This window comes from Arthrobacter sp. Z5-13, assembly GCF_056499105.1.
The window spans coordinates 2,529,010-2,551,818 of the sequence record NZ_CP096460.1 but is presented as its reverse complement, the minus strand read 5'-3'; the positions used below and the strand labels follow the sequence as shown (position 1 = coordinate 2,551,818).

General features: G+C 61.0%; 17 protein-coding genes. 9 read left to right on the top strand and 8 right to left on the bottom strand.

Annotated features, from left to right (window positions below):
• The 4 genes from M1E02_RS12095 (at position 1) to M1E02_RS12080 (ending at position 3,633) form a co-directional block, all read left to right on the top strand.
• Positions 1–426 (top strand): RidA family protein, encoded by a 426-nt coding sequence (locus tag M1E02_RS12095; protein ID WP_479374514.1) that lies wholly within the window; start codon positions 1–3, stop codon positions 424–426.
• Positions 423–1,094, top strand: coding sequence for a DUF1028 domain-containing protein (locus M1E02_RS12090; RefSeq protein WP_479374513.1), 672 nt, complete (start codon positions 423–425; stop codon positions 1,092–1,094). The genes M1E02_RS12095 and M1E02_RS12090 overlap by 4 nt, the downstream gene beginning before the upstream one ends.
• Complete coding sequence (locus tag M1E02_RS12085; RefSeq protein ID WP_479374512.1) at positions 1,084–2,250, top strand: M20 family metallopeptidase; 1,167 nt, start codon at positions 1,084–1,086, stop codon at positions 2,248–2,250. The genes M1E02_RS12090 and M1E02_RS12085 overlap by 11 nt, the downstream gene beginning before the upstream one ends.
• Before the next feature lie 105 nt (positions 2,251–2,355).
• A complete protein-coding gene (locus tag M1E02_RS12080; RefSeq protein WP_479374511.1) occupies positions 2,356–3,633 on the top strand; it encodes a flavin-containing monooxygenase in 1,278 nt (425 codons plus the stop codon).
• Positions 3,634–3,736: 103 nt separating this feature from the next.
• Here the strand turns inward: M1E02_RS12080 and M1E02_RS12075 are convergent, their stop codons facing one another.
• The gene (locus M1E02_RS12075; RefSeq protein WP_479374510.1) at positions 3,737–4,366 is read right to left on the bottom strand and encodes a TetR/AcrR family transcriptional regulator; all 630 of its coding nucleotides are present in this window, start codon (positions 4,364–4,366) and stop codon (positions 3,737–3,739) included.
• A gap of 95 nt (positions 4,367–4,461) precedes the next feature.
• Entirely contained in the window at positions 4,462–6,462 is a 2,001-nt protein-coding gene (locus tag M1E02_RS12070) for a primary-amine oxidase (RefSeq protein WP_479374509.1), read from the bottom strand.
• 118 nt (positions 6,463–6,580) lie between these two features.
• Between M1E02_RS12070 and M1E02_RS12065 the strand changes: the two genes are divergently transcribed.
• The 3 genes from M1E02_RS12065 to M1E02_RS12055 all read left to right on the top strand — a co-directional run bounded on the left by M1E02_RS12065 (position 6,581) and on the right by M1E02_RS12055 (position 10,379).
• Complete coding sequence (locus tag M1E02_RS12065) at positions 6,581–7,051, top strand: hypothetical protein (RefSeq protein ID WP_479374508.1); 471 nt, start codon at positions 6,581–6,583, stop codon at positions 7,049–7,051.
• A gap of 41 nt (positions 7,052–7,092) precedes the next feature.
• Entirely contained in the window at positions 7,093–8,589 is a 1,497-nt protein-coding gene (locus M1E02_RS12060) for an aldehyde dehydrogenase family protein (protein ID WP_479374507.1), read from the top strand.
• Between the two features lie 251 nt (positions 8,590–8,840).
• On the top strand, positions 8,841–10,379 hold the full coding sequence (locus tag M1E02_RS12055; protein WP_479374506.1) for an APC family permease: 1,539 nt from the start codon (positions 8,841–8,843) through the stop codon (positions 10,377–10,379).
• Positions 10,380–10,472: 93 nt separating this feature from the next.
• On the opposite strand, the gene M1E02_RS12050 is transcribed toward M1E02_RS12055, so the two are convergent.
• The gene (locus M1E02_RS12050) at positions 10,473–11,501 is read right to left on the bottom strand and encodes a LacI family DNA-binding transcriptional regulator (RefSeq protein ID WP_479374505.1); all 1,029 of its coding nucleotides are present in this window, start codon (positions 11,499–11,501) and stop codon (positions 10,473–10,475) included.
• A gap of 136 nt (positions 11,502–11,637) precedes the next feature.
• On the opposite strand from M1E02_RS12050, the gene M1E02_RS12045 reads away from it, so the two are divergent.
• Both M1E02_RS12045 and M1E02_RS12040 read left to right on the top strand, forming a co-directional pair.
• Positions 11,638–12,675 (top strand): LacI family DNA-binding transcriptional regulator, encoded by a 1,038-nt coding sequence (locus M1E02_RS12045; protein ID WP_479374504.1) that lies wholly within the window; start codon positions 11,638–11,640, stop codon positions 12,673–12,675.
• A gap of 438 nt (positions 12,676–13,113) precedes the next feature.
• Complete coding sequence (locus M1E02_RS12040) at positions 13,114–17,355, top strand: CBM96 family carbohydrate-binding protein (RefSeq protein WP_479374503.1); 4,242 nt, start codon at positions 13,114–13,116, stop codon at positions 17,353–17,355.
• 216 nt (positions 17,356–17,571) lie between these two features.
• On the opposite strand, the gene M1E02_RS12035 is transcribed toward M1E02_RS12040, so the two are convergent.
• The 5 genes from M1E02_RS12035 to M1E02_RS12015 form a co-directional block, all read right to left on the bottom strand.
• Entirely contained in the window at positions 17,572–18,600 is a 1,029-nt protein-coding gene (locus M1E02_RS12035) for a LacI family DNA-binding transcriptional regulator (RefSeq protein ID WP_479374502.1), read from the bottom strand.
• Between the two features lie 95 nt (positions 18,601–18,695).
• Positions 18,696–19,433: a cupin domain-containing protein gene (locus tag M1E02_RS12030; protein ID WP_479374501.1), complete on the bottom strand. Its 738-nt coding sequence runs from the start codon at positions 19,431–19,433 to the stop codon at positions 18,696–18,698.
• On the bottom strand, positions 19,430–20,371 hold the full coding sequence (locus M1E02_RS12025; RefSeq protein ID WP_479374500.1) for a DUF6807 domain-containing protein: 942 nt from the start codon (positions 20,369–20,371) through the stop codon (positions 19,430–19,432). The genes M1E02_RS12030 and M1E02_RS12025 overlap by 4 nt, the downstream gene beginning before the upstream one ends.
• On the bottom strand, positions 20,368–21,480 hold the full coding sequence (locus M1E02_RS12020) for a Gfo/Idh/MocA family protein (protein ID WP_479374499.1): 1,113 nt from the start codon (positions 21,478–21,480) through the stop codon (positions 20,368–20,370). The genes M1E02_RS12025 and M1E02_RS12020 overlap by 4 nt, the downstream gene beginning before the upstream one ends.
• Positions 21,481–21,483: 3 nt before the next feature.
• A complete protein-coding gene (locus tag M1E02_RS12015) occupies positions 21,484–22,785 on the bottom strand; it encodes an ABC transporter substrate-binding protein (RefSeq protein WP_479374498.1) in 1,302 nt (433 codons plus the stop codon).
• Positions 22,786–22,809 lie beyond the last annotated feature (24 nt).

Here is a 22,809-nt window from a genome sequence, read left to right as displayed (position 1 = left end):
GTGAAGCACCAGCGCATCCGTACATTCAACACAAAAGACACCTACCCGGAGCAGAACCTGGACAACGACCTCTGCCAGGCGGTGGTGGCCAATGGGGTGGTCTATCTTCGGGGGCAGATCGGACAGGACCTTGATACCCGGGAATCGATAGGTATTGGCGACGTCGAAGTCCAGACGGAAAAGGCCATGGCCAACATTGACATGCTCCTGAAGGAGGCCGGCAGCAGCCTCGAAGACATCGTCAAGGTCACGGTGTACATCGTTGATCCGCGCTACCGCGAGACGGTTTATCGGGTTATGGGTCGCTGGCTCAAGGGTGTCTTCCCGGTTTCCACCGGAATTGTTGTCCAGGCGCTGGCACGGCCCGAGTGGCTGGTAGAGATCGATGCTACCGCTGTGCTCTCAACTTCAGAGGTCCCGGCGTGACGTTCAGCATCGCAGGAACGGACGGGCAGGGCCGATATGGGATTGCGGTAACCTCATCGTCGCCAGCCGTCGCGGCACGCTGTGCCCACCTGCGCGACGGCGTTGGTGCCGTGAGCTCGCAAAACATTACGGATCCCCGGCTTGGTGGCGCCCTGTTGGACCGTCTGCAAGCCGGCGACTCCGCGCAGGAGGCTCTGGACGCGGTTGTCCGGCAGGCTCCCGGTGTGGACTACCGCCAGCTGGTGGTCTTGGATTCCAAGGGAGCCTCAGCTGTCTTTAGCGGCGCACACACGCTTGGCGTTTTCGGCGAGGGACGGGGCAAGAACTGCGTGGCGGCCGGCAACATGTTGGCGAGCCCCGACGTCGCCCAGTCCCTGTGTGATGGCTTCGAAGCTGCCTCCGGCGAGCTGGAAGAGCGGCTGCTGGCTGCGCTGAAGGCTGCTGAATCCACCGGCGGCGAAGCCGGTCCCGTGATGTCTGCGGGCATCTCTGTCGTCTCGGGCCACGGCTGGAGGGATACAGACCTTCGCGTGGACTGGAACGAAGACCCCATTGCAGAGCTTGAGCGTCTGCTGGGAGTGTGGCTTCCCCAGCGCCTGGACTACGTGGTCCGCGGACTCCATCCGGCAGCTTCGATCAGCTATGGGGTGCCGGGCGATGAACGCTGAACAGGCAGCCACCCTGAACCCTGCGGTGCAACCCGACCAACGCACCCGGGTGCTGGAGGCCGTAGCGGGACAGCAAGCGGACCTGGAACGGCTCTCCGAGACGCTCCACGCCAATCCGGAGCTCGGCTGGCAGGAACACCGCGCCGCCGGGTGGACAGCCAGCTACCTGGAGCAGCACGGATTCGACGTCGAAAAAGGGTATCTGGGGTTCCCCACCGCCGTACGGGCGGTCTTCGGAAAAGGCACCCGTCGTATCGGCGTGATGGCCGAGTATGACTCTTTGCCGGGTCTGGGGCACGCCTGCGGCCACAACATCATCACTGCCATCTCGTGCGGCACAGCAGTCGCACTGGCAGAGTTCGCCACTGAACGGGACCTGACGGTGGAACTGTATGGAACCCCGGCCGAAGAAGGCGGGGGAGGGAAGATCGAGCTGCTCAAGAAGGGCGCCTTCCACGGCCTTGACCTTGCCATGATGGCGCACCCCAGTCCGGTCGACTCCGCCGAGGCACGCCCCTTCGCGGTGGCTCACACTCACGTGGAGTACCGGGGCAAGTCGGCGCACGCGGCCGCTTACCCGGACCAGGGCATCAATGCCAATGATGCTTTCATTGTCGCCCAGGTCGCCTTGGGTCTTCTTCGCCAGCAATTGCCCGCCGGTACTCGCGTGCACGGCATCCAAACCCGTGGTGGTGAAGCTCCGAATGCCATTCCGGAAAGGACAGAGGGACGCTGGTACGTCCGTGCTGAGTCACTCGCCCAGCTGGATAGCCTGGAAGAGCGCGTCCAACGCTGCTTTGAAGCCGGGGCCCTGGCGTCCGGTTGTGAGCTGTCCGTCACGCCGGAATCGGAACCCTATTCGGAATTCCGAACAGACGCTCGGGCGCTGGAGCTCTATATCAGGCATGCAAAGTCCCTTGGGAGAAACTTTGACGCGCCTGCCGAGCACGCCACCATGAACCGGGCCTCCACCGACATGGGCAACGTCTCCCAGGTGGTTCCGGCCATTCATCCCTACATCGGACTGGGCTGCTTCCCTGCAGCAAACCACCAGCCGGAGTTTGCTGTGCACTGTATTGGCGCAGCCGCGAACCGGGCGATCCATGACGGAGCTGCCGCCCTGGCCCTGACCGCATTGGACTTCCTGTCCGAATAGCCAGGCCCATCCAGATTTTCGATTCGATTGACCGAATTTGGTCACCCTGCAGTTGCAGTTCGCCCGAGTGAGAAGTGGCAACTTGCCCAAGAATAGGAGAGTTACATGTCAAGCCAAGAGGTTGAGGTCCTCATCGTTGGCGCCGGTCAAGCCGGCATCGCGATGAGTGAGCACCTAAGTGAACGCGGCATCACGCATATCGTCCTGGAACGGGACCGCATCGCCGAGCGTTGGCGCTCAATGCGGTGGGACTCTTTGGTTGCGAACGGGCCGGTCTGGCACGACCGCTTCCCGGGCCTGGAGTTCACAGGGCACGAGTCCGGCGCCTTCGCCGGCAAGGAACAGGTGGCAGATTACTTCGTCGCCTATGCGAAGAACATCGGTGCGCCGGTCCGTTGTGGTGTCGAGGTGACGTCCGTTCGGAGAATCGTTGGCGCGCCCGGCTTCGAAGTGAAGACAACGGACGGGGACTTCAACGTACGCTACGTCGTGGCCGCCACCGGCCCGTTCCAGAAGCCCGTTATCCCGGCCGTCGTTCCCGACGCCGCCGGGCTTGTACAAATGCACTCAAGCTCCTACCGCAACCCAAGCCAACTGCCTGGCGGGTCCGTCCTCGTCGTCGGCGCGGGATCCTCGGGTGTACAGATCGCAGCCGAGATTCAGCGATCGGGCCGCAAGGTCTACCTCTCGGTAGGACCGCATGACCGCCCCCCGCGCAGCTATCGCGGAAGGGACTTTTGCTGGTGGCTCGGAGTACTCGGCATGTGGGATGCTGCCACTCCTCCACGCGGAGCTGAGCATGTAACAATCGCAGTCAGCGGAGCGGACGGCGGCCACACCGTAGACTTCCGTGGCCTCGCGGAGGACGGCATTACGCTAGTCGGCAGGACTGAGGCTTTCCACAACGGAACCGTGCGCTTTGCCCAGGACCTTCGCTTGAATATTGCAAACGGAGACGCTCACTATCTGCAACTGCTTGATCAAGCGGACGCCTACGTAGAGCAGAACGGTCTCGACCTCCCCGAGGAACCAGAGGCCCGCACCCTGCGCGCCGATCCCGAGAGTCTCACCAACCCACTCCGCGAACTCGACCTCGCCACAGCCGGAGTCACTTCGATCGTCTGGGCAACCGGCTTCGTCCAGGACTATGGCTGGCTGCAGGTCGACGCCTTCGACGAGAATGGCAGGCCGCAGCATCAACGTGGGGTTTCTTCAGAGCCCGGACTCTACTTCCTTGGACTGCCCTGGCAGTCGCGCCGGGGATCGAGCTTTATCTGGGGGGTCTGGCACGACGCTAAGTATGTTGCTGACCAGATTTCAATTCAGCGGAGCTACCTCGCTCACAACGAGCAGGCCGCGCTGGTGCCCAGCGGCGCAGTCTGACGTCGAGGCGCACACACGGATCCGGCGTCCAACACAAAGGACGCGTGAAACTGAGGACCATGCCACGAAGGCATGGTCCTCAGTCGTTAGCCCAAAGCCAGGTTCAGGATTGGATCGCAGCCGGGGCGGGCAGCTGTGTGTCCTGGGCGAGCCGCGCCAATGCACGCTCCACAAGTTGGCGTTGCCGGGAACCGGTGATGCCATCCGGATCCAGCATTGAGGTTACGTGCAGGCCCATCATGACGCTCAGTAGCTCATCGGCAACGGCGTCCGGATCGGCTAACGGGGCGCATTCGCCGTCGTGTTCTGCTTCGGCCAGGAAGCCCATGACTAAGCCCCGCCAGTGCATCAGGGCACCCCGGCCTACTGCCCGCAGGGCATCTTCCGTTTGTGCGCGCTGCCAGAAGGACACGGCAACGCGGGCTTCCACCACAGTGAGGGGCTCGGCAGGGATGATTTCCAGGCAGAGATGGCGAAGTGCCGAAAGCCCGCGGCGCCCCTTCGTGCCGGCGGCGATCCGTTCGTTGGTGCGCTCGCAGATCAGTTCATAGGAGGCCAGCAGCAGGGCGTCCTTATTGGGGAAGTAATAGGCCAGCACGCCGGGTGCCGCATAACCGCATTCCCGGGCTATGTCACGCATGCTCGCGTTCTCGATGCCCTTCCCCGCGATCAGCCGCCACGTGGTTTCGATGATGGAACGGCGCCGTTCCTGGTGGTCTACCAAGCGGGGCATGCTGCTCCTTCGTTCTGTGGACGGTGTTTATGACCGGGACCGTGTGCACAGTACCACCGCGGGAGCGCGTGCGCCCTCCCGCGGTGTGACGTGAGTCAGTGCCGGCAGGTGCCAGCCCCGGAATCCCCGACGGCGGTGCCTCCAACGTCAGTGTGCGCACCTTGGCTTCCGGTAGCGCAATGGCCGACGGCGGAGGACGGCACGTTGAGTGTGGGGTTCTCGTCGAAGAATCCGTGCGGTTTCAAAGTGAAGCCGGTGGTGTCCACGGGCATGATCGGCCAATCCTCTGGTCGGGGGAAGTGGGTCAACCCGAAGGAATGCCACACCACCAGGTCCTGGCCGTCGATATCGCGGTCCTGGGCACTATATGTGGGAAGACCGGCACCTCCGGGGTGCTGGTTGACGAAGTCACCAGCCGCGTAGAGCTCCTCCTCGGCATGCCGGGTGACCCACAGGTGGTGCCGGGCGAAGGCCGCCCGCGAGGCAATGGAAGAATCATCCGCCATCGCCAACGTGGGATTGCCTTCGGGGTAGAGCGTATATCCCACGGGGTGGCCGAGGCGGTTCAGTGAATCAGGGTTGCTGATGTGCCAGACACGCCCCTTGGCGCCATCAGCATTCCGCACAGCTTCCAGCTCGCGGGCCAGCAGTGTCCGTTTCTGGGTGAAGGCATTTCCGTGTGGGTTTCCGGGTCCTTTGGGCAGGCGCACAAGGTCCAGTTCTTCCACGCGGTTGGAAGCGCCGTCAACCATCATGTCCAGCCGGGCGCTGAAGAGGTGCTGATGGTACGGAGCACCTAGGCCAGGGGCGATTTCCGAGGCGTACGCGTACTCCTTTTCGGGGAGTGCGGCGGTAAACACAATGCCCGTGGCCTTTGCCTCGAACTCGATGGTGCCGTCAAGGTAGAGGTACCAGTAGAAGCCATAGTCGTAGTTGCCCACGGTGGTGAAGAAGGAAACCACCAGGCGGCGGTTGCGGCGGACCTCGTTGGAACCGGCCCATTCATCCTTGTGCTTCCACAGGATTCCTGCATCTTCCTCGTGGATGCAAATGCCGTTGTCGATGGTGCGTGGATTGCCAAAATCGTCGGCAACCACGGGAGACATGTAGGTAATGTCGCCCAGGCAGTCACAGCCGAGTTTAAGCGAGTTCGCGTCCCTGCCTACCAGATATTCGCCCGAATCAAAGTAGTTCTGCCAGCTCCTGTAGGGGGAGGGGTCGCCGTATGGGACCACCATTTCGGAGATCGACGCGCGGTGGACAATCGGGCGCCTCCGTCCCCTGTGCGTGTGGTGGATTTGGTGGAGTACTAATCCTTCGCGGGCGTCGAATCCTACGCGCAGGTCCCAGCCGGCCCAGGAGAGGTGGTTGCCCTCCAGAGTGAAGCTGGGGCCTTCCGGCTGGGTGATCTCGATAGGCTTCAGGTCGGTGCGGAGCTTTCCTTGTATCGCGGGGTCGGTGTAGTTGCCGTTGACCTCCGGGACCGGAACGGGGCCATCGTCAATCAGGTGGTTCACACGGCGGTTTTCCACGTCTACGAAGGCCACCAGGCCGTCGATGGGGTGCGCCCATGGGTGGTCGGCTGGGTGATCCTGGCGAAACCCAAGGCCGCGCAGCAGCCGCTTTCCTTCTTCATTTCCGTACTCGAACACGCCTGCTGACAGCGGCGCGACACGTACCCGCTCCGGGGTCAGTCCGCGGGCTCCCAGCGCGGCCAGCCACTGCGGATCCTGCGCGAGAATGTCCTCGATGATCCCGAATTCCTCCAGCAGGACGGGAAGCTGACCGTCGACGGACGGATTAAGTTCGCGCTGATTGAGGACGGTTCCGGTGGTCAGGGAAAGACGGACATCCAGGGACCGGGACCGGGTTGCGTCCCAAAGCATGGCCCGGAGCACGCGGACGGCGTCGCCGGCGGCGTCCCCGTGGAACGCAGCTTTTGGTGGTTCAACCAGGCCGACGTAGGCGAAACGCGTGCTCTCAGATACGAGCCCGGCATCGGCCAGGATTCGACGGGCGTGGGCGATTTCTTCAGCCGAAAGCTGCTCAAGGGGGTGCTGCGCCAGGGTGGCAAGGGGAGTCGTCTGTAGGGTCATGGCACTTCCTGAAGTCGGATTTTGATGGTACAACTGTTCAACCAACGCTTTCATGTTACCCATCTCACAACCCGCCGTAAAGTCCCCCAAGTGGTGCCGGCGGACAACCAGGAGGACTATGTACCAGCGAACACGCATGCGCCCGGGGCGCTCATGGGACGCTCCGGGCGGCATTGTCACCACCGCCTCGGCGGCCGGTGGGGCCGCGCATATCATCGTCGCGGCTACCGGCCCGGCTGGGGTTATGGCCTGGTGGATGGCTGCCATGGGTGCAGTTTGCATGGCCAGCCTTGCTCCGATCGTGGCGGGGCGGCTCTGTGCCGGACGCGCTGCCGGACACCTGTTCGCGATGAATGCTGCCATGATCCTGATCCATCTGGTCCTGCTGACTCTGCCGGGCTCTGGAAGCCATCACAGCCAAGCCACAGGCAGCGGGATTGCGGCACTTCCAGGCCACGAGGGAGCCATGCTCACCCTGATTGCAGTCGAGCTCCTGTGCCTTATTGGTGCTTCAGCTGCCCTCCGTCTATCGCGAGTCAGGGCGTCGAGAGGCCCGGATCCAACCGCTGACGAAGCCTTCCGACACTAAATCACGTGTTTCCAACTGACCCAATATCCCAAGGAGCCATCATGAACGCCATTCCCACTTCGCTCGCCCTCAACTGGCAGGGCCAGGCAAACGCCTTGGCGATCGACGGCCGCGCATTCGTCGACGGAAGCCGGGCCACCGCGGCGGCGCAGGTTTCCCGCCCCACAACCAGCCCCATCGATGGCCGTGTCCTGACAGAGCTGGCATTGTGCGGTTCCGCCGACGTAGACAATGCTGTTGCCGCGGCACGTCGCGCCTTCCCTTCCTGGTCCCGGATGGGAGCAGAACGACGCAAGGGAGTGCTGTTGGCGCTGGCCGCGCTCATGGAACTCCATGCCGATGAGTTGGCGCTCCTGGAAACACTCGACAGCGGCAAACCCATTCTTCAAACCACCACCGTGGATGTTCCCGGCGCTATCTCCACCCTGCGGTGGTATGCGGAAGCGGCGGACAAGCAAAGCGGGGAACTCCCCGCCGTTCCTCCAGGGGCAACAGCAATGGTGACCCAAGAGCCTCTTGGAGTGGTCGCAGCCATTGTGCCGTGGAACTTTCCACTTGAGATCGCCGTCTGGAAGCTGGCGCCCGCTCTCGCGGCGGGAAACACCATGGTGCTCAAACCGGCCGAGCAGACATCCCTAAGTGTTCTGCGACTGGCTGAATTGGCTGTTGAAGCAGGCTTGCCGGCTGGCGTCCTGAATATTGTTACTGGCACGGGCAGGGAGGTGGGTGCAGCACTGGCACACCACATGGACGTCGACGCCTTGGCGTTCACGGGCTCCACGGCTGTCTCTCGTACGCTGCTTGAGGCTTCAGGGCGCAGCAACCTGAAGAGACTCAGCCTTGAGGCGGGCGGTAAGAGCTCCAACATCGTATTTGCCGATACAGCCGACCTCGCAACGGCGGCAGCCAAAGCAGCTTTCGGGGCCTTCTATAACCAAGGTCAGGTGTGTTCTGCGAACTCAAGGATCCTGGTTCAACGGGAAGTCCACGACGAGTTCGCTGCATTGCTCGCCGACGCGGCAGGCGCTTATGGGCCGCAGGACCCGCTGGCGGGTCTCGAGGGTAACGGTGCGCTCATCAGCCGAGCCCACACCGACGACGTCGAAGGCTGGATCCAGCGAGGCAGGGCCGAAGGCGAGGTGCTATTCGGCGGGGAGCGGCGTGAGATCCGCGGCTCCGACGCCTACCTGACGCCAACCTTGCTGGGCGGTCTCCCGTCAGACCACGACGTACACCGTGACGAAATCTTCGGGCCCGTGGCCGTTCTGCACGCGTTCGACACCGAACAAGAGGCCGTGTCGCTGGCTAACGCCACAGACTACGGGTTGGCAGCGTCCGTCTGGACGTCGGACCTGTCGCGAGCCCACCGCGTTGCAGGGGATCTGATGGCCGGAACTGTATCCGTGAACACGGTCGATGCCCTCAGTAACACCACCCCGTTCGGCGGCTTTAAGCAGTCCGGGTTCGGCCGGGACTTGTCGCTGCACGCTTTCGAGAACTACACCGCCCCGAAGACCACGTGGATCCAGTTCGGGTGAAAGAAGTGGCATCTAAAGATCAGATGCTCTTCATCGCTATTCAATAGTTTACGTGATGCAGGTCACGGGTTAACGTGGTTTTAGAGCAGCTGGGGGCACATACGCACTTCGTCAAGGCCTGAGCGGGATGACCCCCTCCCTTGGGAACCTTCGCCGGTACAAGGCATGCCTGAAAGCCAGAAAGCATAAGGGCGCCCTACCAATCCCACTCAAGCAGTCGCAAACTTAAGCAAGCAGTAAAGGACCCGATCATGGATCAGCCAATAGCTTCAACACGCCTTGCCCAAGAGCAAAGCAAGCATCTGCAAAAATCCCTGGGCCGCATGGACATCCTGTTGCTGGTGGTAGCGGCCGTCATCTCCGTGGAGGTCCTCGGCCAGGTCTCCGGTTTCGGCGGGGAAACTTTCACATGGACCCTCATCCTGGCCATTACTTTCATGGTCCCGTACGGGCTGATTTTCGCAGAGACGGGCGGGGCGTTCACCGAAGAAGGTGGCGTGTACGTCTGGACCAAGATGGCTTTCGGGCGGGTGGTTGCCGCCATCGCGTCCCTGTTGACGTGGGTGACGCAGCCCGTGTGGGTGGGAGGTGCCATGGCATTTGTGGCAGTAGAGACGTGGTCCGAGTATGTGGGTCACGTGGAAGCCGGAAGCGTCGGGGACTACATATTCAAGATTTTGTTCATCTGGATTACGGTGACCTCCGCCATCGTGAGCTTGAAGCACGGTAAATGGCTGCCCTCCCTCGGGGCCATCCTCAAAGTCCTGTTCCTGACCTTCTTCATCATCGTCACCCTGGTTTACGGGCTGCAACACGGTTTTAACGGTCTGGACCTCGGCTTCTTCTCGCCCACTCTGGCGGGCTTCCTCGGCGTCACTCCGTTGCTGCTGTTCTCGTTCCTTGGGTTTGAGTCCGGCAACAGCGCTGCCGGAGAGATGAAAAACCCGGCCAAAGACGTTCCGATTTCCATAGCCCGCTCCTCCATGATTGCCGCGGCGAGTTACCTCCTCCCGATCCTGGCCATCCTGTTGGTAGTGCCGCTGGACCAGATCACCGGCATTGGAGGCCTTTTCGGCGCCGTGGCCACCGTCTATGCAGTCTTTGGCCCGGCTGCTGAAGTAATGCTGGCCATTTCGGCCGTCGTCTTTTGCTTCGTCCTGGTTTCCCAGGGTGCAGCCTGGATGATCATCAGCGACCGCATGCAGGCAATGGCCGCAGCAGACGGCTCGTTCTTCGGAGGGTACTTTGGCCGCTTCCACCCCAAGCTGGGTACTCCGATCCGTGTCAACACGCTTTCGGGAGTAGTGGCTACGCTGTTCATGCTGGCGGCAATGCAGGTAAGCGGTACCAGCAGTGCACTTTTCGGCATTGTTCTCAGCATTGCCATCTCCACTTTCCTGCTCAGCTACCTTCTCGCAATCCCTGCCGCCGTCAAGCTGCGCACCAAGTTTCCGGAAGCCGAGCGTCCCTTCAAGGTTCCGGTCTCAGACGCCGGTTTCCGGGGCATGGGTGTCATTTGCTTCGTGTGGATCCTCATCGGCTCGTGGGTGGCTATCTTCCCTGGAACACTGGATGTCCTCTTTGGCCTTGAGTACGACTTCGAAGCCACCTGGGGCGTCTCTCAATTCACCTTCGAAGCCTTCGCCCTGGGTACGCTGGGGTGCATCCTGGCCCTGGGATTCGTTGGCTATGCCCGGGGTAAGAAGGTCCGGGACGCTGTAGTCACCAGCAGTGAGGCCCTTCCCGATTCGGGCTCCCACGACGCCGGGGCGCTCCTTCCCCGAAGCTGATCCCGCCGGTACATTCCCCAGACAATGCAGGTTCCCTGAGAAGACAGCTGGGGACCTGCATTGTCTGATGTGCAGCCTGCAGGGTGCCCGTCATCATGGCAGGACAGAAGGTGTCGCGCTGTCTCGAACCACCAGAGAGCCCCTGAGCTGGACATCTGCCGGGGCCTCAGCTGAGGACTCCAAGGCGAGATAGAGTGCGTGACGTCCAGCTTCCCTGAAAGGGAAGGCCACTGTTGTCAGCGCGGGGAGGACGTCTTGGGCGAGCGGGATGTCGTCCACTCCGGACAGGGCCACGTCCAAGGGAACGTTCAGGCCTGCTGACCGAAAGCCGTGCAGTGCTCCGATGGCGAGGACGTCATTTCCTGCCAGAACCAGATCGGGCACGGACTCCGCTTCGGCAAGCTGCAAAGCTGCGTCCCGGCCACCAGCCCGGGTGAGCTCGCATTCAACCACGCGGACCTCGCTGCTCCCAATGCCGTGAGATCCAAGGCCTGCCAGAAATCCTTCTGTTCGGATAGTGAAGGCAGGGTGGTCCGCAGAAAGTACTGCAACCCGACGGCGACCGAGTCCACCCATAAAAGCGCCCATGACCCGCGCACTCTCAAAGTCGTTGAACCGCACAGCCGGATACGGCATGTCGCTGTCGCCAACCAGAACAATTCCACCACCTGCGCCGCGGAAGTCCTCGAATTCGTCCTGGATTTCCCTCACGACACCCGGCCCGTGAAGACTGCTGGCCGCAAGCACAAAGGCTCTTGGATTCAACGCCCGCAATGTCCTGACGGCGGCAAGACGGGCCGCGGGGTCAGGTCCTGTCGCGGAGACGGTAACGACCACACCGGCCTCACGGCCGGCTTCCTCCATTCCAGCTGCAATCGCTGCCACTGAGGCCGTCCGGGGATCATTGGCCATCAGAATGACAGCCGTTCGGCGCCCCCTGAGTGCTCGTGCAGACAAGTTCGGCACGTACCCCAAGGCATCAGCCACCGCTTTGACACGCTTATCGAGGTCGTCACTTACCCTCTTGCCCCCGCCATTAAGCACCCGCGAAGCAGTGGACGGAGAAACGCCGGCAACGCGTGCCACCTCCAACAAGGTGACATCGCCTCCGGGTCCACTCACGTGACGCCACCTTCCATGAGCTGCCAGGAATTTCCCAAGCAGTAGTCTGATCCTTCCACAGCGGACGGAAAGCGTCGGTCAGCATGCCACACTTGTTTCCACAAAGGGAATGACGACAGGCATAAAAAGAGGACCGATGCCCCGCACACCTGAAAAGGCAAGCATCAGCCTCCGCGACGTTGCGCGGGAGGCCGGAGTATCACTCGCTACCGCTTCCCGGTCGCTTAGCGGAGGGCCTCGAACAGTACGGGCAGAAGCACGCGAAAGGGTTCTGGAAGCCGTCCGGCGATTGGGATATCGGCCAAATCTAACAGCGCAGGCAACCGCCAAAGGCACGACCAGGACAGTCGCAGTGGTGGTCTCCGACATTCAGGATCCGTACTACTCCACAATCGCCCAAGGGGCCATTGAAAGCGCGGCTGCGGCAGGATTGATCGTGACAATCGCAGGAAGCGGACACTCAGCGACTGATGGTGCGACGGTTGTTCAAGCGCTACGCGGATTAAGTCCTCAGATGATCATCCTCGCCGGAGGCAGAAGGGGGACGAGCGCCTCACGAGAACAGCTCGTAGAGGAGCTGCAGCTCTACCAGGCCAAGGGTGGCCGCGTCGTGGTCATTGGTCAAGACGATCTACCGTTTGACACTGTCGTCCTCGCATATCGCAAGGGTGCCAGCGACCTGGCCAACGCCCTTGCCAGTAGCGGATACCGCCATCCGGTCCTGCTTGGCCCACCAGCAGGTCCTGGCAATTCGGATGAATGGCATACAGGTTTTATTGAAGCAGCGCGGAAGCGTGACATCGACATAGATGACAACGACATTCATCGCTGCAGCCCCAGCAGGGACGGCGCCTACGCAATTGTCCGCCGTCTTGCCCATCGCGGCTTGGGAGACGCAGATGTTCTCGTGGCAGCAACGGATCTTATGGCAATCGGGGCCATGAGCGCGCTCCGGGACTCCGGCATCGACCCTGGCAAAAGGATCGGTGTGGCGGGCTTTGACAATGTTGTGGGAGCCGAGGACGTGACGCCCCAGCTAACAACCGTCGATCTTGGCCTGGCCGAGGCCGGTGCTGCTGCGGTGAGCCTCGGCCTGCAGGCATCAGAGAGTCGGCAGCTGCACCACACACCTCATCGGCTAATCATCAGGGAAAGCACTCCAGCTCAGAAGTAAGAACACATCTTCTTGGACTGAGTTGGGCGCCCAAGGCCTCAGCGGCACCTTGTTCCGATACCGACAGTTGGCGGAAAGCGTAGTCCCAACTGCGGCGACCAGTATAAACACGTCCAATAAACCTGTCAGCAAATTCTGCTGTGTGACGTCATTTTCTCATGTCTTGACCGCACGGATACTGCGAAGGGATGGGAAATCAAGCCCTACATCCCGAGCCCGTTGCCGAACTGCAAGGTCGCCCATATACTTTGGAAACCGTTGTCCCATTGCGGCAACTGGCAAGCATTCAAAAGCTCGCAAGAGGCCGCCCTCCTACTGTCCTTAACCAGACCTGCGGGGAACTGAACGTCACACTGCAGTAGGCGGAAGGGGCCCGAAAGTACCAAAGCCTTCAGCACATTCCTGGGGGCCAAATCAGATAGGTGCAAAGGAGCACAAATGAGCGGTCAACATAAACGCTGGCTTGCGGCATTGACAGGATTTACAGTGGCTACCACGGGAATGCTGGCGGGTGGTGGAAACTTTCCATCGGCTGCGGCCCTCGAAGGGGAGGATGGCAGCCCTGTCGTATCGCAGGTGGCGATAAAGAAATATGAACGGGACGAAGCGCTTGAGGTCGGCGGCCAACCCTACTTCTTCAATGGGGTGCAGCTTCGAGTCGACAAGAACCAGAACGTATTCGGCGATGAATACGCCTACAACAGCGAAAAGACCAGATCCCTCTACAAGTCGGCCAAGGACATGGGGTTCACAACAATCAACGTCCAGGTCCCGTGGTTGTCGGTACAGCCCGACAAGTCCCTGGCGGCCTCTGAAGCTGCCTACGTCCTAAAAGGTAGCCCGAACCAGGCTTTCACTGGCGGGACCATCAAAAGTGCCTACGACGCGGCGAATGAAGGCAACCAGTCACTTTCGCTGCTGAAATTCACCATCCCCAGCGACTACGTCTACGATTTGACCGCATCCAAGGTGCGCATTTTCGTCAACAACGAGGAAAACCCCCTGGGGAACGGCAAAGACCTGGGCCGGAGCCACGATCTGAAGGTCTATGGACTGAATGGCGATAACTGGGACGACTCCACCGTGACGTGGAATTCCGTCGGTATCACCGCTTATGACGGACAGAACCTGAAAATTGGTGGAACTGACCAGACACCGCTTGCAGTCACCCCGTCCTGGGACCGGATTAAAAAGGCTAACTACTACGATTTCGATGTCACGGACTTCGTAAAAGCTCAGTACCAAAATGGAGGCGACAGGACAATCAGCCTCCTCCTGCAGTCTTCAACCCCCGTCGGCGTGGAATCCCATGTTCCTGTTTCCATCGACGGCTTACAAAGCACTCATGCTCCGCAGCTTGTGCTCTCCAGCGCCGACGATCGAAATTTCGACTGGAACTACATCGACGAGGCTATGCGGAACGCGTCGAACAACAACCTGAAGTTTGAAATCATCTGGTTTGGCGGGGACACCACCTCAAACTCAATGGACAATCGCATTCCCTACTATGTCTTCCGGAATGTCGAGAAGACCATGACCACGCCATCGTGTACGAGCGAGCCGGCACTCAGGGCAGCCATGACCGACCTCAAGAAGGCAAAGCTCAATGCTTGCGATGTCAACCATCCGGTTGGAGCTCCCCTTTTCAAGAAACGGACCGCTGACACCGCCAAAATGTACGGCATCTACGACTTCCTGCTGGACAAGGCAGACCCGAAACTCGCCCAGCTTGAGACCGCGGCGCTTGCAAAGGTCATGGATCACGTTGCCCGGTGGGACGCGGCCGAGAACGGCGGCAAACACACCACTATCGGTGTGCAGGTCTCCAACGAATCGATGACACTCAGCATGGAGGGCAGCGGAAGCATCAACAATACCTCGATGAGTGTCAGTCAGAGCGACGTCGCGCTGAAGGCATGGAAGGACTTCCAGGGCTTCACGTCCGAGTCCACAGCTAACAACGGCGCCGACACCTTTAAGGAATTCAACCGCCACGTTCTGTGGAATTACTACAACGAGCTCAGCAGGGTTGTTAAGGAATCCGACTATCCCGTCTGGACACGCGCGAACGATGCGGTCCGCGGCTACAGCGCCGTGGAGTACAACCAAAAGGTCCGGGAGCGCGGTGGAACGTCCTACCTGGACTTCGTCGGCATCGACCCCTACGGTGCCTCCCGCGCCTTACAGTACGACTTTGGACACTCCCGTGTGTGGAATGGAGTCGATTACTCGTACGGCAGCAACCTGCCCATGATCATGGAAATCGGTGCCGAAAGCGGACAATACGCCGTCCCATACGGGCTTCTATCAACCCTGTCAGGAGGCGGTTACTACAACATCTACGAACTTTGCGGCGCCGACGAACACGGCATCTTCAACTCGCCTGCCCCCGGGTCAGGCGTAGGTGACTGCACCTACAACGGGCCCTTCGCCGACTCAGCCGGAAGCGACACGTCTGCAGCAAACCGGCTCAAAATCGACTACCTGACTGGTGTCAATAACATGCTGCGGAAGATCGGCCATGATGTTGCAACCAAGAAACCAAACGGACTCGCGGGCTCGAAGCTCGTTTACCTGAACGAGCGGCAAAGCGCTGGCACTGGACGCGATGTGACCACAAAACTGCGGTCGATGGATGTGACCTTCCGCTCCCAGCCCCTGACAATCGGCACATGGAACGCCGAGACGGCTGGCGTGGCCATAGAGCGCAGTGCGACGGAGTTCGCATTCGCCAACGCAGGAGCCCAACCCACCACTTTCAAGCTCAGCGGCATGGCCAATCACCTTGCGTCCGCGGAGATCGGCTCATACGACGATTTCACGAACGACATAACGGACAACACGTGGGTAAAGGCAGCCAGTGCTACCGTGACGACGAGCGGTGCGGACGCAATTGTCACCGTGCCTGCTTTTGGTGTGGTGCGCGTAGTCACCAAGTATGCCGTTCCGCTGCCCGCCGAACGCTTCATTGAGACAGAGTCCATCTCCAACTATTCGGTTGATCCTGGAACAGCCCGTGAAGTTTGGAATGACGGAGCGTCAGGTGGAGCCTGGGTGAAGCTGGGGGCGGCGGGGATGGCTCAACTTCCTGTTGGAGCCACGGTCACCTTCCGTGTCAATGCTGCGGAAGCACCCGAAACCAGGATCCGGACCGGTTTCCGCACAGGAGGGGACAGGGCTACCGTCCAGCTTAAAGTAAACGGCGTTCCCTATTCCTCTCCGATTAACATGAGGGCAACGGCGGCCAGCTTCCTTGAGACTGACCCGGACGAAACTGCTGCCCTTCGTGAGGGGGTTAACGAGCTCACGTACGAGGTCACTAGTCCTGGAACCCTCGGTTTCGACTTTTTTCGACTGGTTGGCGGTCCCAAGTTCCCCGCTGCTCCGCGCTCAGAACTCGTCAACGAGCAGTTCGGTACGGACGCTGGTGCGCCCGCCTTCGGCTTCAATAGGGACGCGGTAGTTTCCGAAGGCGTTCTCAAGGTCAACAACAGCTTGGCTAACGAGGCCACCGCAATCAAATCGTTTGGACCGGGCATCGCCGGTCAGTCTCTTGTGGACGTGGCCTTTGACTGGAAGTACTTGGGCGATAGGAACGCCAAGGGGGGAATTGAATTCCGTGACCCATATGGCCGGCTCGTTTTTGCTGTCATGGGTTCGGTGAAGAGCACGGGGGACAATCAACTGCGTTACTCGACGACGTCCCCGGATTCCGATTCGAGCAACGCCAAGGCGGTTGTTGAACCGTCTTGGAGCGCCTTGCCGCTTGACCTGACTAAAACATACAACGTGAGGTTCCAGGCAGACTTCAAGAACAAGAAAGTCAGTTACCAGATACTGGACGGCAGCACCGTTCTGGTCCAGAACGTCAACATTTCCACCCTGGCAACCGGACTTGAACGGATGGTCGCCACCAGCGCATACAAGGAGAACAGCAATGCCCAGCGGATCGATAATTTCCTCGTGAAGGCAAGTGGTGACGCCCCGGAGGCGATCCTTGCGGGGAAGAAGCTCTACGCTTTCGGCGACAGCATTGTCGATGGCCACCTTTACAGGAAGGGGAGCTTCATTGACTTCGTGGCGAAGCAGGAAGGCCTCACCCTGGTGAAGAAGGCAGTGAATGGTGCATCGGTGCTGCCCACTGCGAACACGATCGTCGATCAGTTGGCCAATGCCCCTACCGAGGAACCGGACTACATCGTCTTCGACGGCGGAACCAACGATGCCTACCCGCAAACAATGAATAAGCTGGGTGCAGTCAGCACAGGTTTCAACGCGCAGCTTGACACCAATACTTTCGCGGGCGCGTTTGAGAATCTGATCGCAAAGATGAAGGCAAAATACCCGAACGCGGCCATCGTCTACACTGCAGCCCACAAACTCGGTGCCCGTGACGTCGCCACCCAAGAGGCCCTGCGGAAGCTTGAACTGGAGATTTGTGCGAAATGGGGCGTTGCTGTTGCAGACCTCTACGCCAGCGGACCCGACACCACGGACGTGCAAAAGCGCGTCAAGTACTCTTTCGACTCACTGCAGGTGACAGGGCTGCCGGGGACGGCAGAGACCACCGGCTCATGGACGGTGGATGGGGTTTTGAGGCCAACAGGCACCCACCCGAACTTCCCGGCCATCGAGGAGTTCTATGCACCCATAGTCTCCCAGGTCCTGCGCGCTATGTAGGAAGCGTCAAGGGTGGCAACCAACCGCATAAGCCACAGGCCGCAGGCTGATTGCGGTCCGGACGCCGGATCCGACATAAGGACTCCGGCGTTCGGGGTGCTATCGCCCTGGATTCCTGGGTTCCTGGATCCTGGTCAGATTCGCTGGAGTTCGTGGGCATATGGCCAAGGCGCCCGGAACGCGACCGTCCAAGCGTCGTCAAAACGCTGACGGATCTTAGCGGCGTACCGGTCCTGTCGATTCGCGCACGACGAGCTCCATGGGATCCAGCGTCAGGGCTTCCGGTGCGGTCTGACCGCCCCGGATGAGAGTGATCAATTCTCTGAGGCTCCGCGCCCCAAGGAGTTCCAGGTCCATATGGACTGTTGAAAGGGATGGGATGACGAATGCCGACTCGGCCATATCATCCCAGCCAAATACGCTTATATCATCCGGTACCGCAATGCCGGCCTCATGCAGGGCCCGGATGACTCCCAGAGCCATCTGGTCATTGGCGGCAAAAACGGCTGTGACTTCCTTAAGCTCAATGATCTTTCGACCGGCCGCGTATCCGGAAGCGGGAGACCAGTCGCCGGCCGCGGAGCCCAGGGATCTCAACCCCAGCTCGGCAATGGCCTCTTCGTAAACAGCTTTCCGGTTGCGGGCAGATTGATAGGAAGCGGGTCCGGCGACATGGAAAAAGTTGCGGTGACCAAGCGCCGCCAGGTGTCGGACAATTTTCCCGGCCGCCGTGCCGTCCGCGAGGCTGCCCCGAGCACGCATCTTGTTCTGGTATTCGCCTGCAACTACCAGGGGGACGGTGGCCGTGGGAAAGGCAGCCGCGGACTTCGGCAGTGGGACAAAGGACAGGATCCCTGCGATGTCTTCTCCCGACATCAGGGTGCGGAGTTGCTGAGCGCGCGCTTCGACCGTTCCCTCCATCGCCACCACGTCCACCCGGTACCCGGCTGCATGCGCTGCGCTGGCAGCTCCGTTGAGCATTCTTATGGGGAAGTACAGGGAGGCTTCGGGAACCACAACCACCACGCGATACAGCGCCCGTGACCGCAGGGACCTCGCCGCGAGGTTCGGCGTGTAGTTCAGGTCTGAGAGGGCTTTTTCAACTCGCTCCAAAGTGGCGGGCTTGAGCGTCGTTTTGTCCTTTAAATACCGGGAGACGGTTTGGTGCGAGACCCCGGCTAACCCTGCCACGTCGTAAATCGTGGGGGCCTTTGACTTGCCGCGGTCGATTGCTTCCTGCACCATCTCCTTGCATCCCTTCAGATATTTGGTTCCCCGGTTGCGGGAAGGGACAGGGCTTTAGCCTACTCCCGCCCGCGACCGGGGTGCTGGAGGCCGGATCAGACCAGCTTGCCGGTGTCCCATTTTTGGAGCATCCCGCACATGCCAAATATGTCCTGTGCCCCAGCCTCCGCCCGGACGATAGTGGCGTCGGCTAAATGACCAAAGCGTCCCTCGGACACCTCCGTCAACCATGCCCCGGTTCGCGCGGCTTCCGGCGCAATTGTTTCTTCCCAAATAGTTTTCCACCCGGGGACGCGGGACTGGACCAGCCTGACCGCGTCACTGTGGAACTGCTCAATAGCATCCCGCTGCCCTGCAATAGCTGCCTCTTTTAGCCGCTGGTATCCGGCAAGGGCTGAATCACGTCTGTTCCGCGCGCCGCTCTGTGACGCCCCCAGCTGCGCGTCCGCAGTCAAGGTTGCAGCTTTCGCATAATGTTCCGGGCTGGCAAGAATGTCAGCTTCGAAAGTAAGCACAGCGTCGCCGGCCTCGGGTAGTCCTGCGTTTTGCATGATCACCAGGATTTCCAAGCTGTCCTGGTTCACAAGCCGGTGGATGGTTCCCGGGCTGAACCATAGAAGATCATTTGGAGCGAGGTCATAGGACTCGTAACCCGAGGACCGGATGGTCTCGACCCGCCCCGTACCTGCCAGTACCAGATACGCCTCGGTGGAGGCCGTGTGCATGTGGGGAGATCCACCGCAGACACCGTCATCGGCTTCCCAGTCATACACCCCAAGCCGGCTGAGCCCCACGGCACCAGGAAACAGCGCGTTGAGTTTTTGGTTCATCATGCGCTTGCCTCCACTGTCTGGTGCCGGAGCGCATCCACGCCCGAAGCTGCCAAACGCTCCAGCCGCTCCTGATCTGAGTCGCCGTCAGCTATCACCAAGGCGTAGCGGTTGGTCATGGTTTCACCGGCGGTGAAGGGGACTTCTTCGCTGAAGAATGGTGCAGGACCGAAGCATGCGAAGGGCTCGGACCGTGCGAACCACTCCGGCGGGTGCTGGGCATTGCCGCTGTCGTCCGCGATCAGAATGGTCGAGTGGCGGCAGCTGTCGTCGTGCTGGCCAATAAAGGCGAGCCATGGCGCCCGGGTGCCGCGCAGCACTTCGCCGGTGGCTCCACCAGGTCCCACAATCCGGCCACCGGCGAACTCGCGGGGTCCACGCCAGAACAGGCCACCGTAGCCGGCATTGTCACGGCCTTCGGTGGTGGGGGAACCGATCTGGATGTCGCGGCCGGAGACGTTGGTCATGACCGTTTCGAAGACCAGCATCCAGACGTTACCGTCGGAACCGGGGATGATCCGGAGGCTACGGGTTTCATCGGCTACGTGTTTGCCTGACTGCGTCCACCAGCTCAGCGCGTGCGCGAAACGGAACGCACCGCCGTCGAGCCCGGCCTCGATGACGCGTTCGTGCCGCATGCTTCCGTTGTTCGGGAGCCATTTGTAGTCTTCGCCCCGGCGGTAGCTGGGGCCGCCCCAGAAGTTGTCCTCACCAAAGTGCGGCAGGGACCAGGCGAGGCCCTTATGCCACACGTGGTCCCAGGGCCGGTAGGCGCTGACGGTTTCCCCGGCTGTGGTGCGCAGCGGATGGAAGTACGGCCGCGGTGATTCGCGCTGTTCGTCGGTGGCGTCGTAGGTGTACGTGGCGATGTCCAGGGCCCCGAGCGAAACCGTCAGGGACTGGTTGTCATCGCGCCAGGTAAGAGCTGGTGGCGTGTTCATGCGTTGAGTTCCTCTTCTTGTTTCCAGGGTTCCAGGTGACCGTCCATGCGGGTGAAGAAGGGGCTCGATTCGTCGATCTGGCCGCGGGCGATGGTTGTTCCGCTGACGCTTGATGCGTAAATCGCGGCGGCCAGTTCCATTGTGGCGTAGGCGTCGCTGATGGAAACCGGAACAGCCTCGCCTCCCTGCAGGCTGCGGACGATGTCCCCGTACTGGGCCGGGTGCCCGCTTGCGTACTCCTCACCCTGGGCCCAGAGGTCGACGACGGCGTCCTGGCCGGGTGCCGGCGTCACTGTCCAGTTGTGGCCGGCGTAACCGTAGAGATGCTCGAGTTCGATAGTGGCGTTTTCGAAGTCCAGCCGCATGTACGAGGTTTCCCGCGGCGAAATCACCGAGTTGATGATGGTGGCGATTGCTCCGGATTCAAAGCGGACTACCGCGGCCGAAGCATCCTCAGTATCAGTCCGGCGGGCCAGCTTTCCTGCAAAGGCCGTCACCTCGGCCCACGGACCCCACAAGTGCAGCAGCAGGTCGAACTGGTGGATGCCGTGGCCCATGGTCGGCCCGCCGCCTTCAACGTCCCAGAGACCTCGCCACGGGACGTCGAAGTACGCCTGATCCCGGAACCACAGGGTGTTGCAGGTGCCAACGAGCGGCTTGCCGAGGACTCCGGACGACTGAAGGGAACGCAGCTTCCGGGCACCCGAGCCGAAGCGGTGCTGGAATACGCAGCTGAGAGTGCCGGCGGATACAGCTTCAGCTGCCTCCAACTCGCGCATCTGGCTCAGCGATAGCGCCGGGGGCTTCTCGATCACGGCGTGCATGCCGTGCCTGAGCGCCTCGAGGGCCAGGGGAAAGTGGCTGGACGGAGGCGTGCAGATGGCTACGAGATCCAGCCCGCCGCCCTCAACCGCCTCCGTCAGGTTCGCCGCGGTGCGGGCAACGCCCCACTTGGCTGCGAAGGCCTCCGCACGTGATAGGTCGAGGTCGATAGCGGCGGCGAGTTCCACACCTGGCTGCTGCCGCAGTGCATCGGCATGGGCATTGGCTATCCCTCCGGTGCCGACGATGCCCACTCGGATTGTATTGGGGTGGTTTAGGTCAGTCATGGGCTACTTCCGCAGTGAAGACGAGAGTTCGTCGATGAACGGTTGGGCGGCCTTTTCCGGGGTGGTGCGCTCAAAGAGAACGTCGGAGGTGTACCGGGCCAGGAGATCCTGGATGCCACTACCGCCAGCCGGCGTGATGGGCGGAGCGGGCCGTACCTCTTCCGCAATTGCATTGGTGAAGTCAATCGCTGCTTTATCGGACGCCTTCAACTTAGGGGTGATGGCCTCGCGGGTCTTGGTGTTGGCTGGGATTCCCCGCTCAGTAAGCATGATGTCACCGGCGGTTTGGCTGGTTGTCAGGAAGTTAAGGAACTTCGCCGCTGCCTGCTGGTGTTTGGTGCGCGACGATACGGACCAGAACATGGAGGCCTTGTAGTAAGCCCCCCGTTCCTTGGCCTGCGACTCGCCAGGAAGCCTGAGCAACTTCAGCTGTTGGCCGCTGGCGGACTCGTAAGCGGTCAGCTGGGTCTGGAAGACGCCGGAGAAGCCCATCTGGTTCTTGGCCATGGCGTTCTGATTGATCGAGGCTGTGGCGTTTTCGATGATGGCCGAGGGTTTGCCCGCTGCCCCGGACTTGGAAAGGTCCAGGAGGTTGGACCAGAACGAGACAAGGGTCCCGGGCTTGATGACCACTTTCCCGGAGTCATCATAAAGGCGATCGCCCTGTTGCCGCGCCCAGACATACAGATCATGGTCCTGGTAAAAAACGCCGACGCCGGTGGCTCCCGTTCCGCTCCCGCTGATCTCCTGACCGAGCTTCTTGTATTCTTCCCATGTCCACGTCTTGTCGTCCGGCATGGCAACCCCTGCCTTTTCCAGAACTGCGGGGTTGGCAGCGATGCAATAGTTGGCCACGCCTGTCACCAGACCCACGAGTTTGCCATCCACTTCACCGCTCTTGAGAGTGTCCTCCGCGATGCCTGACGTATCCAGGCCGCTGAGTTTGTGAATGTCCAGCAGGGCTCCCCGGTCACCGTATTCGCGGACATACTTTTCATCCATCTGGATGATGTCCGGTGCATCGTTGGCCGCCACCTGGGTGGCGAGCTTATCCCAGTAGCCACTCCAATCGGAATATTCCCCAACGACCGTGATGTTCGGGTTTTCGGCATGGAAGGCGTCGATAACCTGCTGGGTCAGCTTCTGGCGTGCGTCCCCGCCCCACCAGGTAAAGCGGATTGTCACAGGTCCGGTTTCTTCCGCAGCGGGGGTGCCGGCCGTGCCGCAGCCGCTGAGCATCAGCGCGGACGCAGCTATGCCAACAGACAGTTGCAGTACATTCCGGCGGGATGGTTGGTTGTTCATGAATGGCCTTTCGTTCTTGTCGAC